Genomic DNA, 13853 nt, shown 5'->3' on the forward strand with positions numbered 1-13853 from the left:
GCGGCCGGTCAATACGCGTCGTCGTCGAAGCGTGACGATGCAGGCCGCCGCTTCATGTCCTTCACCCATTGGCGGACGTTGTCCGGATCCTCGAATTCTCGCAGCGCGACGGCCAGATCCTGGTTGCTGCGCTGCATGCCGGCGATGTCGCGCGCGAGCATCCGCATCACGGTGTCGGGTGCGACCTTGGTGGATGAAGCGATGCCGTAGGTGCGCCGGAAATCGTTCTCGACGTGCTGAAGCTCCTGATCCAGTTCGCGCAGCTGTTCGTCGAGGATCCCGTTGTAGCGCATCAGTCGGGCTTCGCTGAGGCCGTCGATCGCACGCCGGTCGATCTGTTCGATCTCCAGTTGCAATTCCAGCAGCTGCAGCAGTTTGCCGTTGTCGTAAGCGTGATTGACGCGCTGCATCAGCGCGGTCTTGCGAGCCTGTTCGTTCGGATCGGATTCGCGATCGGGATGCAGCGCGCTCGCGAGCTTGCGATAGATCGCGCGGATCGATTTGTTCGATTCGGCCCGCTCGGCTTCGATCCGGGCCTGTGCCGCCGATTGCTTCGGCGCTTTCTTGCGTTGCGCGCGCTGCGCTTCGCGGGCCGCGTGGGCGGCCATGTCGCGTTCGAACTGCGCGTCGAGTTCCGCTTGCATCCGCGCGGCGAGTTCGTCGGGAGACAGCGAGTCGAGATCCTCGGCCGGTTCCGGATCCGCGTCAGGCGCCGGCTTTGCCGGTTCGGCATCGATTGCCGCGTTGCCGCCGTGCTCGACCGCGCGATGCCGGTCGTAGACGGCCTTTAGCGCCGGGTCGTCGCTGACGTTCAGCAAGTCGCCGGCCATGTCGGCGATCAGGTCCGACAGCGTGCGTTGCTCGGCCTTGCTCAAGCCTTTCCGCAGGAACGCGTCGTCAAGCAGCTGGATCAGTTTGATCCGCAGCGCCGTCGATTCCCGTTCGAGCGGCAGCAGCGTGTCGACGAACTTCTTCTGGAACGCCGGCGTTACCGCTTCCCACGCGCCGAGCCGCTCGCGCCGCTTTTCGATGTGCTTGACGAGCGTGTTGAACGTTTTCTGGGCCTGGGACAGGCTGGCTGTCTCGTGGCCGGGCGCGATCGTGACCGCGGCACCGCGACGTGCGGTCATGTGAGTGTCCTCCGGCCGCGGCGGGAGGCGCGGCAGCGCGGTATTTTAGCTGGACGGGCGTGCTGCCGGCACGGTGGCCGTTTACGTCCCGGCTTCAAGCGGCGGGCCGCAAGCCGGGCGCGGGCCGGCCGTTGGCGTCAGAACAACTGCCCTTGCCCTGAAATCACGCGTTCGAAGTCGTCGCGCAGGAACGGCAGGATCGCGTCGGCAACCGGCTGCAACTGGCGACTCACGTAGAACGCGTAGTCGATCGGCGAGCGCATCGTTTCGAGCGGCTCCGGGCCGGCCGTCGTGATCACGTAGCTGATCCAGCCGCCGCGCTGATATTGCAGCGGCCGGCCGTGCGCGTGGTTGAACTCGTCCGCGATGCGCGCGGCGCGCACGTGTGGCGGCACGTTGCGTTGGTATTCGCTCAATGGCCGCCGCAGCCGCTTGCGGTAGATCAGTTGCGCATCGTATTCGCCGGCGAGCGTGCGCCGCACGTAGTCGCGAATGAAATCCTGGTACGGCTCGCGCTTGAACACGCGCCGGTACAGCTCGCGCTGAAATTCCTGCGCGAGCGGCGTCCAGTCGGTGCGCACCGTTTCGAGCCCCTTGAATACGAGATCGTCGCCGCCGTTCGCCGCGCGAGCGAGGCCGGCGTAACGCTTCTTGCTGCCTTCCTCCGCACCGCGCACGGTCGGCATCAGGAAGCGGCGGTAATGGCGTTCGTATTGAAGTTCGAGCGCGCTTTCGAGCCCGAAGCGATCGCGCAGATGCGTGCGCCACCAGCGATTCACGTGTTCGACGAGTGCGCGCCCCTTCGCGGCCGCTGCGTCGTCGTCGTGCTCGCGGCCGAGCCACACGAACGTCGAATCGGTGTCGCCGTAGATCACTTCGTAACCCTGCGCCTCGATCAGCTCGCGCGTCCGGTGCATGATCTCGTGGCCGCGCATCGTGATCGACGACGCAAGGCGCGGATCGAAGAACCGGCAGCCGGTCGAGCCGAGCACGCCGTAGAACGAGTTCATGATGATCTTGAGCGCCTGCGACAGCGGCGCGTTGCGTTGCCGTTTCGCTTCGTCGCGGCCTTCCGACACGCGCCGCACGATGTCGGGCAGGCAATGCGCGGTGCGCGAGAAGCGCGCGCCAAGAAAGCCGGGCACGGACGCATCGTCGCCCGGATGCGCGAGCCCTTCGATGAGCCCGGCAGGATCGATCAGGAACGTGCGGATGATCGACGGATAGAGGCTCTTGTAATCGAACACGAGCACCGAGTCGTACAGGCCGGGCCGCGAATCCATCACGAAGCCGCCGGGGCTGTTCTGTCCGACGACGTCGCCGAGGTTCGGCGCGACATACCCGAGCCGATGCATGCGCGGCAGGTACAAGTGCGTGAACGCGGCGACCGAGCCGCCGGTCCGATCGGCCGCCAGGCCGGTGACGGTCGCGCGTTCAAGCGCGAACGACAGCAGGTCGGCCTTGTCGAAGATGCGCGTGACGAGTTCGCAGTCCTTCAGGTTGTAGTGTGCGAGCGCGGGCTTGTCGTGATCGAAGCGCCGCTGGATCTCGTCCATCCGCTGATACGGATTGTCGATCGACTTGCCTTCGCCGAGCAGCGACTGCGACACGTATTCGAGGCTGAACGACGGGAACGTCCACGTCGCCGATTTCAGCATGTCGATGCCGTCGAGGATCAGGCGGCCGGCCGCGCCCGCGAAGAAGTGGTCGGGCTGCTGGCCGTGCGCGCGGCACTCGAGCACGCTGCCGTCGCGCCCGAGCTTCAGCGGCACGCCATATTGCTCTGCGTGCGCATGCAGGATGCGCAGATCGAACTGTACGAGGTTCCAGCCGATCACCGCATCGGGATCGTGTTCCGCGAACCAGTCGTTGAGCCGCGTAAGGATCTCGGCGCGGCTGTCGCAGTAGTCGAGGCGGAAGTCGATCCCGCGCCGCGCGTCGCCGTTCGGCGGCCCGAGCATGTAGACCTGCCGCTGCCCGCAGCCTTCGAGCGCGATCGAATAGAGCTCGCCGTGCACGCTCGTCTCGATGTCGAGCGACACGCAGCGCAGCGTCGGACGATAGCCGGTCGCGGGTTTCAGTTCGCCGTCGACGAGCGTGCCGTCGCGGCTCGCCGTGCCGCGAAACAGCACCGGTGCGGTGATGAAGCGCTCCATCGTGTAGCGGTCGGGCGGCTGGATGTCCGCTTCATAGACGTCGATGCCGGCCGCCGACAGGCGTTTCTGCAGCCCGGACAGATGGCGATAGCGGCGGCAGTAGAGTCCGACGACGGGGCGCTGCCGGAAGTCGCGTAGCGCGAGCGGGCGCAACTCGGCATCGCGTTCGCCGGCCAGCGCGTGTTCGGCGAGCGCCTGCTGGTCGGCCGGCACGAACGCGACGGCTTCCTGCGGGCGCAACCGTACGCGGCGCGGGCCGTGTTCGGTTGCCAGCCAGAACTCGATCTCGATGCCGGATGCGGTGTCCCGCCAGTGGCGGGTGAGAATGAAACCCTGCTCGAACTCCGTCAAAACGCTTGCTCGTCATGGATGCCCAGGCCGCGGATTTTAGCGCCTGCGCCCCGATCCCGCCGAACGCGGCGTCGATGGCATCAGGCGGCAGGAAGTCGCCGCGCGCCCTGCGCCGCGGTGCGGGAATGGTCGACCGCACGAAGGCGTCGGCGGCGCACGGTGACCGGATGGCGCACGGAGGTGACGTATCCGTCGGCAGCAAGTTCGTGTGCGTTGCCTTCGAGCGGCGACAGCGTCGCCGTTGTGTCTTGTCCATCCGGGAATTCGATCACCGCGGCGCGCGTCGTGCGGGATGCGCGCCGGTACGTTCCCGCCCGTGACGATACTGCCGGTACGCAGATGCCAATGCGCGGCGCGCAGCAGGATCGCAATGGGCGCGCGCATCGTCAAAGCGTGCCGCGGCGCCGCGCATCGTCCTCGACCCGCGCAAGCAAGCCGTCGAGCGAATCGATCGGAATCGGCTTCGCGAAATGATCGTGGAAGCCGGCGTCTTCGGTATCCTTGCGATCCGACGAACGCACGTGGCCGGACAGCGCGACATACATCGCATCAGGCGCGGCGCCGGTCGCCTTCAACTCGTGCAGCAGCTCGAACCCGGTAACGTCGGGCATGCTCAAATCGATCAGCATCAGGTGCGGCGCGAACTCGCGCGCCAGCGGCAACGCCTCGCGCGCGTGGTATGCGACGCGGGTCGTGTGCCCTTTGATCTGCAGCAGGATGCCGAGCGTATCGGCCGCTTCGTGATTGTCGTCGACGATCAGGATTCGCAACGGGTGCGCTGCCGAAGCAATCGGCGGAGCCGGTCTCGAGTCCACACCTTCGTGCTGCCGCGCGATCGGCAGCCGAACGGTAAACGACGATCCCTTGCCGATGCCTGCGCTGTGCGCCGTGATGCTGCCTTCGTGCAGTTCGACGAATTTCCGGCAAATCGCGAGGCCCACGCCGAGCCCGCCGGCCGCGTAGCGTCCCGCGCCGCTCTGTTGTTCGAACAGGTCGAAGATCGACTCCTGCGCGCCGGGCACGATGCCGATCCCGCGATCGACCACATCGATCGCCGCCGCATCTGCCTCGGTGCGCACGTGGATTTCGATGCGCTCGCCGTTCGCGGAATACTTCGACGCGTTGTCGAGCAGGTTGTATAGCACCTGCACGAGGCGCGCGTCGTCGCCGTTCACGATCACGGGCGCCGGCGGCAGCCGCACGAAAATCTGCTGGCCGCGCGCATCGACTTTCGGCTGAATGCCCTGCACGCTGCGATAGACGATATCGCGTACGTTCAGCGGCGCCTTCTTCAGTTCGACCTTGTCGGACTTGATGCGGCCAATGTCGAGCAGATCGTCGACGAGCCGCACCAGTTGGCCGATCTGGCGATCGGCGATGTCCTTGCATTGCGTGAGCGTGGGACCCAGTTCGGACGGCGGCAGGCTGTGCAGGATCCCGATCGTATGCCGCAGCGGCGCGAGCTGGTTGCGCAATTCGTGCGCGAGCGTCGCGATGAAGACGTCCAGCCGTCGCGTGGCCGTCTCGAGTTCCTCGACGCGCTTGCGCTCCGTCATGTCCCGCGTGATCTTGATGAAACCGCGCAGCTCGTTCGACTCGTCGCGCACGGCGGTGATGGTCACGCTGGCCCAGAAGCGCGACCCGTCCTTGCGCAAGCGCCAGTTTTCGTCCTGGAAGTGGCCGTATGCCGCTGCTGCCTCGAGCGCATGCGCGGGTACGCCGGCGGCGACTGCATCTGCCGGATAGAAGCGCGAAAAATGGGTGCCGATGATCTCGTCCCCGCGGTATCCCTTGATGCGTTCCGCACCGGTATTCCACGTCGCGACGTTGCCGTGCGGGTCGAGCATGAATACCGCGTAGTCGGTGATCGAGGCGACGACCGTCTGGAAGCGGAATTCGGCGAAACGGTCGAGCAGCGGCTGGTCGTGCGCGGCCGGCTGATGATTCGAAACGGGGGGGAGCGGCTGGTCTGGCGTCATCGGAGAACTCGTTCTACGTAGCTATTGCGCTGCGAATTCCATGACAGCGCCAGGGGTTCATGCTCGGTCGTGCGTCGATCGGGATCGGAAAAGAAGAGCGCCGCGGAAGCGGCGAAGCAAAGCGGACGCGCCCTCATTGCGGCGTGCCGCGACGCGGACACGCGGCGGCAAGGTTTATGCGAATGGCACAGGCCGGCATGCGTGACGGACGTTGATGGAACCGTTCGGCGCGGCAATGCGCGGCCTTTGCGCGCGGCGCTGACGGTGGGCGTCAATGTTCGAGCATTCGCGTGACGTTGCCGACGCGACATCGCCGAATCGATCCCGCTGCCGCGATGCGCGGCGCGCCGGGCGTCGCTCAGACCGGCATCGCGATGCCGTCCCGCTTCAGGTGTTCCGCGCGTTGCGGCCGCTGATACAGATAGCCCTGCGCATACTGGATGCCGACCGCATGCAGCGCGCGGTGCTGCTCTTCCGTTTCGACGCCTTCGGCAATGATCTTGAGGCCGTAGTGGTGCGCGAGCGCGGCGATCCCTTCGATGAGCCGCGCGTTGCCCGTCGTCAGCTGTGAGATGAACTGGCGATCGATTTTCACGTAGTCGAACGGAAAGCGCGACAGCATGTCGAGATTGCTGTGATGCGTGCCGAAGTCGTCGATCGCGAATTTCGCGCCGGCCGCGCGCAGTGCGGCAAAGAGCGCCGTGGTGCGCGCATTCTTTTCGAGCATGATGCGCTCGGTCACTTCGAGCACCAGCGTGAAGCCTGGCGGAAGCCGGCGAATCGCGTCTTCGACGATCGATGCGAAGCGCGGCCGTTCCAGATCCTTCGGCGCGATATTGATCGCGATGCGCAGCGGCATCGGCGGTGCGATGTCGGTCAACTCCGCGACGGCCGTGCGCAGCACGAATTCGGTGATCTTCGGCAGAATCGCGCTCGATTCGACCTGCGGGACGAACACGGCCGGGCTGATGGATCCCCATTTCGGGTGCTGCCAGCGCAGCAGCGCCTCGACGCCGACGGTGCGTCGCGTGCGCACGTCGACGATCGGCTGATACACGACATGGAATTCGTTGCGGTTCAGTGCATTGCGTACGGCCTTCAGCAGCAGCCGGCGCGGCGCCATCGCGAGCAGGTAGGTCACGGCGACAAGCCCGTTCACCAGCAGTGCGATCGTGATGCAGGTCAGCCGATAGTGCCGGGTCACTTGCGATACGTACGACTGCGACGACGTAACGGACACCGTAAACGGCCACGTACGCGAAGCGATCGCGCTGCCGCCGTTCGGCGCCGCGCCGAACGGCGGCACGAACCCGCCATGCTGATCGATGCCGCCCGCGCCGTCGACCGTCAGCGTGGCCGTTTCCGCACCGAAGCGCGTGCCGTGCGCGAGCATGTCCGCGACATAGTCGCCTTCGACCAGGTAGAGCACGCCCGAGCGGGGGGCAGTCGCGCGAAATGCCGCGAGCACCGGCGTTTGACGCTGAAACGGCGTTTGCGGAATCAGCGCGACGGCCGTCATTCCCGGCTCCGGAGCGTGCAGGTATGCGTCGAGCGGCACGTCGATCGGCCCGAGCGCCGACGAACACGTGACGCGGCCGTCGTTGGCGAGCGCGACCGCGCGTAGATACCGCAGGTGCGTGCCCATTTCGGCCAGCGTGCGGAAGATCGCCGTGCACGGTCGGCCGACCAGCGCATTCAATTCGTCCGGATGCCGCGAGCGAATCCCGTCGAGGATGTGATTGACGGAGACGACGATGTCGTTTGCTACAACCCGTTCGTGCCGTGCAACCGATTGGCGCGCCAGACGCTCGGCCACGATGAGCGCCAGCACGAGCACCAGCATGCAGGCGACCACGGTAACGAGCAAGACGATATGCGGCCACACGCCGCTGCGCTCGAATGCCGGCTTCGAGCCCGGCGTCGGCGTGGAGGTTCCTCGGGTCGTATTTGTTGTTGTACGCATGGGAATGCAGGTCGAACCGGTCGATGGATGGACGCGAAGCATTCGCCGTACCTGGCCGGGGCACGGTAATGCGCGCCGCAATTGGCGCGCGGGACGACTCCACGCTCGCGCATCGTATGACGCGGCATCGCGGCGAAATCGTCGAGGTCGATGCGTTTCTCCCTAACATACATCGATTATGCATGTATATTGGCGTCGCACATCGAAAAAAACCCCGACCGCATCGTTGTACGGTCGGGATCCAAGACACCGTCTCTTGGCACGAGGAGGGTGCGCGGCAAGTATATGCCGTGATGCTCGATTACGAAATAACAATATTCAACAAATGGTGTCTGTGGCCGATTGATGCTCAACAGGAAATATTTGCGTAGCACGTCACCTCCAGCGACCGAGCTCGCCGTTGCGCCGAATCGGCGCCAGCGATGTTCAGCAGCGCGCGGAGCGGCTTTTGTTGACGGGCGTGTCGGACAGATGCGGGGTGCCGGGCGGCGCCGGTTCAGAAGTCGTCGCGCATTTTGCGGAGCAGGTCGCGCGGTGACTGATGCGTATCCACGGCGGTGAGTACGTCGGTGATGAACCACGGCAGGTTCAGCTGTGTGTCGGAATCGCCTGCACATACGCGAATCGGCGGGGCTTTCGATGCACCGCGGGTGTCGGACGTGTTGCCGGACGACGTACGCGACGGCACGCAGTTTTTCAACTGCTGCGGTGCCTGCGTGGCGGTGCCGCCGATGGTCGTGCCGGCAGCGGCCGGCAAGCTCGCAGCAGCGAACAGAATCAGGATCGCGAACGATACGGCGTGTTTCATGGCGCTCTCCGACGATGCTGGTTCGACATCGTCGCCGGATCGGAGTTCGCGGTTCGCAACGGATCTGCATTCGAGGTTTAACGGCCGGCGGATGCCACACTTGAACGATGCCGTTTCAAGCGTGCACGAAATTCGCGGGCCGCGACCGTTATCGGCCGTGCGGCTGCTGCGAGATCGCGCGGCAACAGACCAAATGCGCACGTGATGTTTCAAACGTTAAGAATCGTTCGACTGGCCGTTTGAACGCTTGCGATCGCGAATGCCGTCATTTATCGTGCGGCCACGACCGCGCCGACACCGCGCGTCAGGCCAGATCGCAAGGAGCATCCGTCATTACCGCATTCAATCGTCGCACGCATATTCGTGCTTTTCTCGTCGCATCGATTGCCTGTTTCATGCTGTCGCATCCGGCATCGGCCGCATACACCGAATCGTGGATGAGCGACCATGATGTCAAGACATACGCCGAACAAACCAGGCGAGCGCCTGTCGCAGCGAGCCATGCGGTCGCCGTGAAACCCGCGCTGCACCGCGTTCGCTCGAAGCCGAGCATGCCGGCCGTCGCACGTGCCCACGCGACGGCCCGGACAAAATCGCAGCCGGCAACCGCCAGCGCAAAGGCGCCCACGGTTCAACATGCGGCGGTCGCCACGACACAGGCTCGCGTCGCCGCGCAGCCGAAGGCGAACCCGCTCGCACGCGCGAGCACGCCAGTTCAGCATTGAGCGGCAAGCAAGCCTGCGCGAAGCGCAGCTTCGCGGGCGTGCGTCAGGTGGCCGGTGCGACCCGGCCCGGACGAACGCGCGACGATCAGTGCAGATCCGCCGAGGCGATCGAGCGCACCGTATCGGTGATGCGCACGCATCGCGAAAGGCCGAACGTCTCCGCTTCGCGACGCTCGGGTTCGCTGCTTGCCACGGCTACCGCGCGCTCGGGCGGCACGCCCAGCGCCTGCAGCGCGACGTCGAACGGATGCTGCCTTGTCATGGAGTCCTGCTGATGAGCGTCCGTCACGACGACCGAGAAGCGGTCGAGGTTAGCGCGGCCGAACTGACCTTCGAACATGTCGCTGAGCCGGGCGGCCGGCAGCGTCGTGACGAGGCCGAGCCGATATCCTTGCTCCGCTGCGCTGTCGAGCCACTGGATGATCGCATCGCGCTGATTGCGCGATTCATGTGAATCCGGTGTCGCCTCGATCTGCGCGAATGCGGCATCGAGACGGGTGACGATGGCTTCAATGACCACGGTGATTCCTCTCCTGACACGTGACGATCCGTTCGCGGACGGGAATGCCACACACCTTAGCGTCGATCCCGAAAATACGACTAATTAATATTTATATGTGACTCATACGCTCGGGCTAATGAGTCATGCACCCAGCCCGAGTGCGCGCGGGTTACGGCGCGATGCGCGGATCGCGCGCGTTGTATGTCGTATCGCCTCGCTTCAATGCGATGCACCAGAGACGCGCACGATACGAATGCACCGTCCATGCGCGGACATAAAAACGGCATATCGGGCGATACGTGCCCGATATGCCGTGACGAAGGCGCCGCGTATCGGCCGCGCTCAGTGCAGCTTGATCGACGGCTGGTTGCGGCTTTGCAGCCAGTGGCTCAGCGACTGGAACAGCGCGCGCTTGAGCCCGTACACGCTGAACAGATGCTTGCGGTACAGGAACTTGTACAGGCCGATCGCGGCCAGCCCGTCGACGATCAACGAGCGGGAACGCATGCCGAGATCGCCTTGAAACACGGCGCCAGCGTGGCCGAGCGACACGACGGTGCCCGCATCGCGGAACGTGAAGCGCGCGACGGGCTTGCCGGCGAGGCGGCGCGCGAGCGCATCGCCCAGATACACGGCCTGCTGGTGCGCGACCTGCGCGCGCGGCGGCAGGAATCCGCTCGCGTCGGCCGACGGGCATGCGGCGCAGTCGCCGAACGCATACACGTGCGGATCGTCAGGCGTTTGCAACGTATCGGTCACGATCACCTGGTTCGACCGGTTGAGCGCGATGTCCCCCAGTTCCCGCAGGATCGCGGGGCCCGCGACGCCGGCCGCCCAGATCGTGATGTCGCTCGGCAGCCGCTTGCCGGTTGCCGTCGTGACCGCTTCCGCGCCGACTTCTGCGACGCGCGTATCCGTCAGCACGTCGACGTTCAGCGTGCGCAATTGCGCGTGCATCTTCGCCGACAGCCGCGCGTCGAGCGCCGGCAGAATCCGCGGGCCGCCTTCGATCAGCCGGATGTGCACGTCGCGCGCCGATACGAGCGCCTTGAAGCGATACGTCGTCAGCTGCTGGATCGCGTGACGCAGCGCCGCAGCCAGTTCGACGCCCGTCGCGCCCGCGCCGATCACGTTGATGCAGATCGGTGCGGCGCGTCGTGCGGGCTGCTGCTCGGCCGCATGGTTCGCCTTCGTGCACGCCGCGAGGAACTTGCGACGGAAGTCCTCCGCCTGATCCAGGTTCTCCAGCGGCAAGGCGTGGCGCGCGGCGCCCGGCACGTTGAAGAAGTTCGTCACGCTGCCGACGGCCAGCACGAGATCGTCGTAGCCGAGTTCGCGCTGCGGCAGTATCTCCGTGCCGTCCGCATCATGGACCGCGGCAATCGTCGCCGTGCGGGCTGCGCGGTCGACCCGCTCCAACGCGCCCTGCACGAAGCGGAAGCCGTGGCGCTTCGCCTGCGCAGCGTATTCGATCGTGTGGGATGCCGGGTCGCGATGGCCCGATGCGGCTTCATGCAGCAGCGGCTTCCAGAAGTGCGTCGGATAGCGGTCGACGAGCACGACGTCGGCTTGTCCGCGGCGTCCGACCGTGTCGCCGAGGCGCGTGGCGAGCTGCAGGCCGCCGGCGCCGCCGCCGACGATCACGATGCGCGGCGCGCGCGCTGCGCGCTCCGTGGCAAGGGTAGGCGTGATGGTGTCCATGTTGTGGCTCCCGCTGATGACGATTCGGATGACATTGCTCAAGAACCGACGATATAGTTTCGAACCTACGCGAACAATTTAATGTTTATAAGCGACTCATATGTATTCACTTATAGGAAAGACTGCGACGTTTCGGCAACTGAAGGCGCTGGACATGATCGCGCGGCTGGGCAGCGTGTCGCGTGCCGCCGAGGAGCTGAACCTGACGCAGCCGGCGGTTTCGCTGCAGGTCCGCCTCCTCGAAGAGGCCGTGGGCGCGGCGCTGCTGCAGCGGGTGGGGCGCGGCGTGCAGTTGACCGCCGCCGGCGAAATCGTCGCGCGGTATGCGCGCGAGATCCTCCATCTGTGGAGCGAGGCGGGCGACGAAGTGGCGGCGCTGACCGGCGATCTCGGCGGCACGTTGCGGATCGGTGCGATCACGACGGCCGAGTACCTGATTCCGCCGCTGCTTGTGAAATTCACCGCGACGCGTCCGCACGTGAAGACGTATTTCAAGGTCGGCAATCGCGACGACATCATCCGCATGCTCGCGACGCATGAAATCGATCTCGCGGTGATGGGCAGCGCACCGAAAGAACTGCGCACGCATGCGGTCGAGTTCGCGAAGCATCCGATGGTGTTCGTCGCCGCGCCGGGCCATCCGCTGATGCAGCGCAAGCGCGTCGCGCTGAAGGATCTCGAATCGGCGCATCTGCTCGTGCGCGAGCGCGGCGCCGGCACGCGCTCGACCGTCGAGAGTCTGTTCAAGACGGCCGGCTACCGCTTCCATGTGGGATCCGAACTGTCGAGCAACGAGGCGATCAAGCAGATGGCAGAAGCGGGCCTCGGCGTCGCGTTCCTGTCGTTGCACGCGTGTGCACTCGAACTGCGTACCGGACTGCTTGGCCAGCTGCCGTTTGCCGGCAACCCGATCGTGCGCGAGTGGTACGTGATCACGCTCGCCGACCGGCGCATCTCGCAGGTGACGGGGCTGTTCCGCGATTTTCTGATCAGGCAGGGCGCGCCGGTGATCGACGGCGCATCGGTAACGCCGCACGAGCGGCGTCGGAAGTAGCTGGACGAGATTTGCGTGTGCCCCGGCGCGTTTTCCGGCTCACGCGATGCCGAAATCGTCGTTGCTGTCGGGAATCGAAGCGAGCAGCCGCTCGAGCCGGTACCAGCCGATCGTGCGAAGGCACCATCCGGCAACTGCACCGCGGATGCGCCATAAACGGGAATCGGAAAGCGCGCGCGGACGTGACGCGGCAGGCGTCGCGCGCGACGGCGGCGGTGCGGTGAACGGCGCGCGACGCGGGCAGCAATCGGGCATGGCAGGCTCCGTAGGTGTCGGATGAAGCCAGCGTACGCGTATCGGCGGCCGCCGGCGCGCATGCCCGGATCGGCGTGAGCAAAAACGGATGATCTTTTTCGGGCCGGTGCCGCAGCGGCCGCGCGGGTTCGGCAAGTGCGCCGAAAAAGCGTCACAATGCGCGTTCGACACCCGATCTGGTGGAGGGGAACCATGAGCGATCCGATTCTCGCGGCGCCGGCCGACAACGGCGTACCGGTCAGCCTGCGCTCCAGCCGCGGGCTCGGCTGGCGTGGTTTCGGTGCGTCGCTGCTGCAGATCCGCGCGGGCACCTACCGGATTCCGGCTGCCGACCATCACCGCATCGGCGTGCATATCGGCTCGCCGGTTCGCGCGGATTGCGTGTGCGACGGCGAGCGCGTGTCGCGCATCCAGGCGCACGGCGACGTCGACGTGATTCCCGCCGGGCTGCCGGGCCAGTGGACCGACAGCGCCGATTGCCGGATCTTGCACATCGCGCTCAGCGACACCTTCGTGCGGCGCACGTTCGAGCAACTCGAATTGAAGCCGGCGCAGGCGCAGATCCGCCGGCGGCTGCAGGTGCGCGATCCCCGGCTGCAGCACATCGCTTGGGCGATGGCCGCGGAGCTCGAAGCGGAAGACGCCTCCGATCCGCTCTATGCGGAGAGCCTGTGCACGGCGCTCGTCGCGCGGCTCGTCGACAGCCAGCCGGCGTTCCGCGAGCGCAGGCGCACGCTTGCGCCGAAGGCCGCCGCGCGCGTGATCGACTATGTCGAGGCCAATCTGGAACGGCGGATGACGCTGGCCGAACTCGCGGCGCTCGTGTCGATCAGCGTGCCGCACTTCAAGGTGCTGTTTCGCGAGACGCTCGGGATGCCGGTGCATCAGTATGTCGTGCGGCGCCGCATCGAGCGCGCGAAGACGTTGTTGCTCGAGGGGCGTCTGAGCATCAGCCAGATCGCGCTCGAAGCCGGCTTTGCGCATCAGAGTCACATGGCGAACTGGATGAACCGCGTGCTGGGCGCGACGCCAACCGAGATCGCGCGCTCCGGCGCGCGCGGCGGGCTGAGGCTCGCATACGGCGGTAACGACGATTGATCGGCCGTTGAGCACGATCGATGCACGGCGTCGGCGGGCGCTTGGCTGATCCATCCGCGATCGGCGATATGTCCGGCGCGCATCGTTCCCCGCGCGTCGATGTGTGCGGTGAAGGCGGGCCCGGGCACGGA

Annotated in this window: 11 protein-coding genes; 2 read left to right on the forward strand and 9 right to left on the reverse strand. The window is 65.9% G+C overall.

Going from position 1 to position 13853, the window contains the following annotated elements; translation table 11 throughout:
- Positions 1-8 precede the first annotated feature (8 nt).
- The 8 genes from WK25_RS19920 to WK25_RS19960 all read right to left on the reverse strand — a co-directional run bounded on the left by WK25_RS19920 (position 9) and on the right by WK25_RS19960 (position 11315).
- Positions 9-1130 (reverse strand): J domain-containing protein, encoded by a 1122-nt coding sequence (locus WK25_RS19920; RefSeq protein ID WP_069242527.1) that lies wholly within the window; start codon positions 1128-1130, stop codon positions 9-11.
- A gap of 137 nt (positions 1131-1267) precedes the next feature.
- Positions 1268-3637 (reverse strand): DNA polymerase II, encoded by a 2370-nt coding sequence (locus WK25_RS19925; RefSeq protein WP_040139032.1) that lies wholly within the window; start codon positions 3635-3637, stop codon positions 1268-1270.
- An 80-nt stretch (positions 3638-3717) separates the two neighbouring features.
- Positions 3718-3909, reverse strand: a complete 192-nt coding sequence (locus tag WK25_RS19930) for a hypothetical protein (protein ID WP_069242528.1) — start codon at positions 3907-3909, stop codon at positions 3718-3720.
- A 114-nt stretch (positions 3910-4023) separates the two neighbouring features.
- Entirely contained in the window at positions 4024-5616 is a 1593-nt protein-coding gene (locus WK25_RS19935) for an ATP-binding protein (protein ID WP_069242529.1), read from the reverse strand.
- 358 nt (positions 5617-5974) lie between these two features.
- Positions 5975-7621 carry an EAL domain-containing protein gene (locus WK25_RS19940; protein WP_069242530.1) on the reverse strand — a complete coding sequence of 549 codons (1647 nt, stop codon included), beginning with the start codon at positions 7619-7621 and terminating at the stop codon, positions 5975-5977.
- Positions 7622-8075: 454 nt separating this feature from the next.
- Positions 8076-8600 carry a hypothetical protein gene (locus tag WK25_RS32120; RefSeq protein ID WP_226209186.1) on the reverse strand — a complete coding sequence of 175 codons (525 nt, stop codon included), beginning with the start codon at positions 8598-8600 and terminating at the stop codon, positions 8076-8078.
- 597 nt (positions 8601-9197) lie between these two features.
- Positions 9198-9632, reverse strand: coding sequence for a phosphatase (locus tag WK25_RS19955; RefSeq protein ID WP_040139037.1), 435 nt, complete (start codon positions 9630-9632; stop codon positions 9198-9200).
- A gap of 324 nt (positions 9633-9956) precedes the next feature.
- Positions 9957-11315 (reverse strand): NAD(P)/FAD-dependent oxidoreductase, encoded by a 1359-nt coding sequence (locus WK25_RS19960; RefSeq protein ID WP_069242531.1) that lies wholly within the window; start codon positions 11313-11315, stop codon positions 9957-9959.
- Between the two features lie 100 nt (positions 11316-11415).
- Here WK25_RS19960 and WK25_RS19965 point away from each other — a divergent pair, with 100 nt between their 5' ends.
- Complete coding sequence (locus WK25_RS19965) at positions 11416-12369, forward strand: LysR family transcriptional regulator (protein WP_040139039.1); 954 nt, start codon at positions 11416-11418, stop codon at positions 12367-12369.
- 39 nt (positions 12370-12408) lie between these two features.
- On the opposite strand, the gene WK25_RS19970 is transcribed toward WK25_RS19965, so the two are convergent.
- Entirely contained in the window at positions 12409-12624 is a 216-nt protein-coding gene (locus WK25_RS19970; protein ID WP_069242532.1) for a hypothetical protein, read from the reverse strand.
- A 192-nt stretch (positions 12625-12816) separates the two neighbouring features.
- On the opposite strand from WK25_RS19970, the gene WK25_RS19975 reads away from it, so the two are divergent.
- Positions 12817-13722, forward strand: a complete 906-nt coding sequence (locus WK25_RS19975; RefSeq protein ID WP_069242533.1) for an AraC family transcriptional regulator — start codon at positions 12817-12819, stop codon at positions 13720-13722.
- Positions 13723-13853 lie beyond the last annotated feature (131 nt).

The organism is Burkholderia latens (genome assembly GCF_001718795.1).
Classification (GTDB): domain Bacteria; phylum Pseudomonadota; class Gammaproteobacteria; order Burkholderiales; family Burkholderiaceae; genus Burkholderia; species Burkholderia latens_A.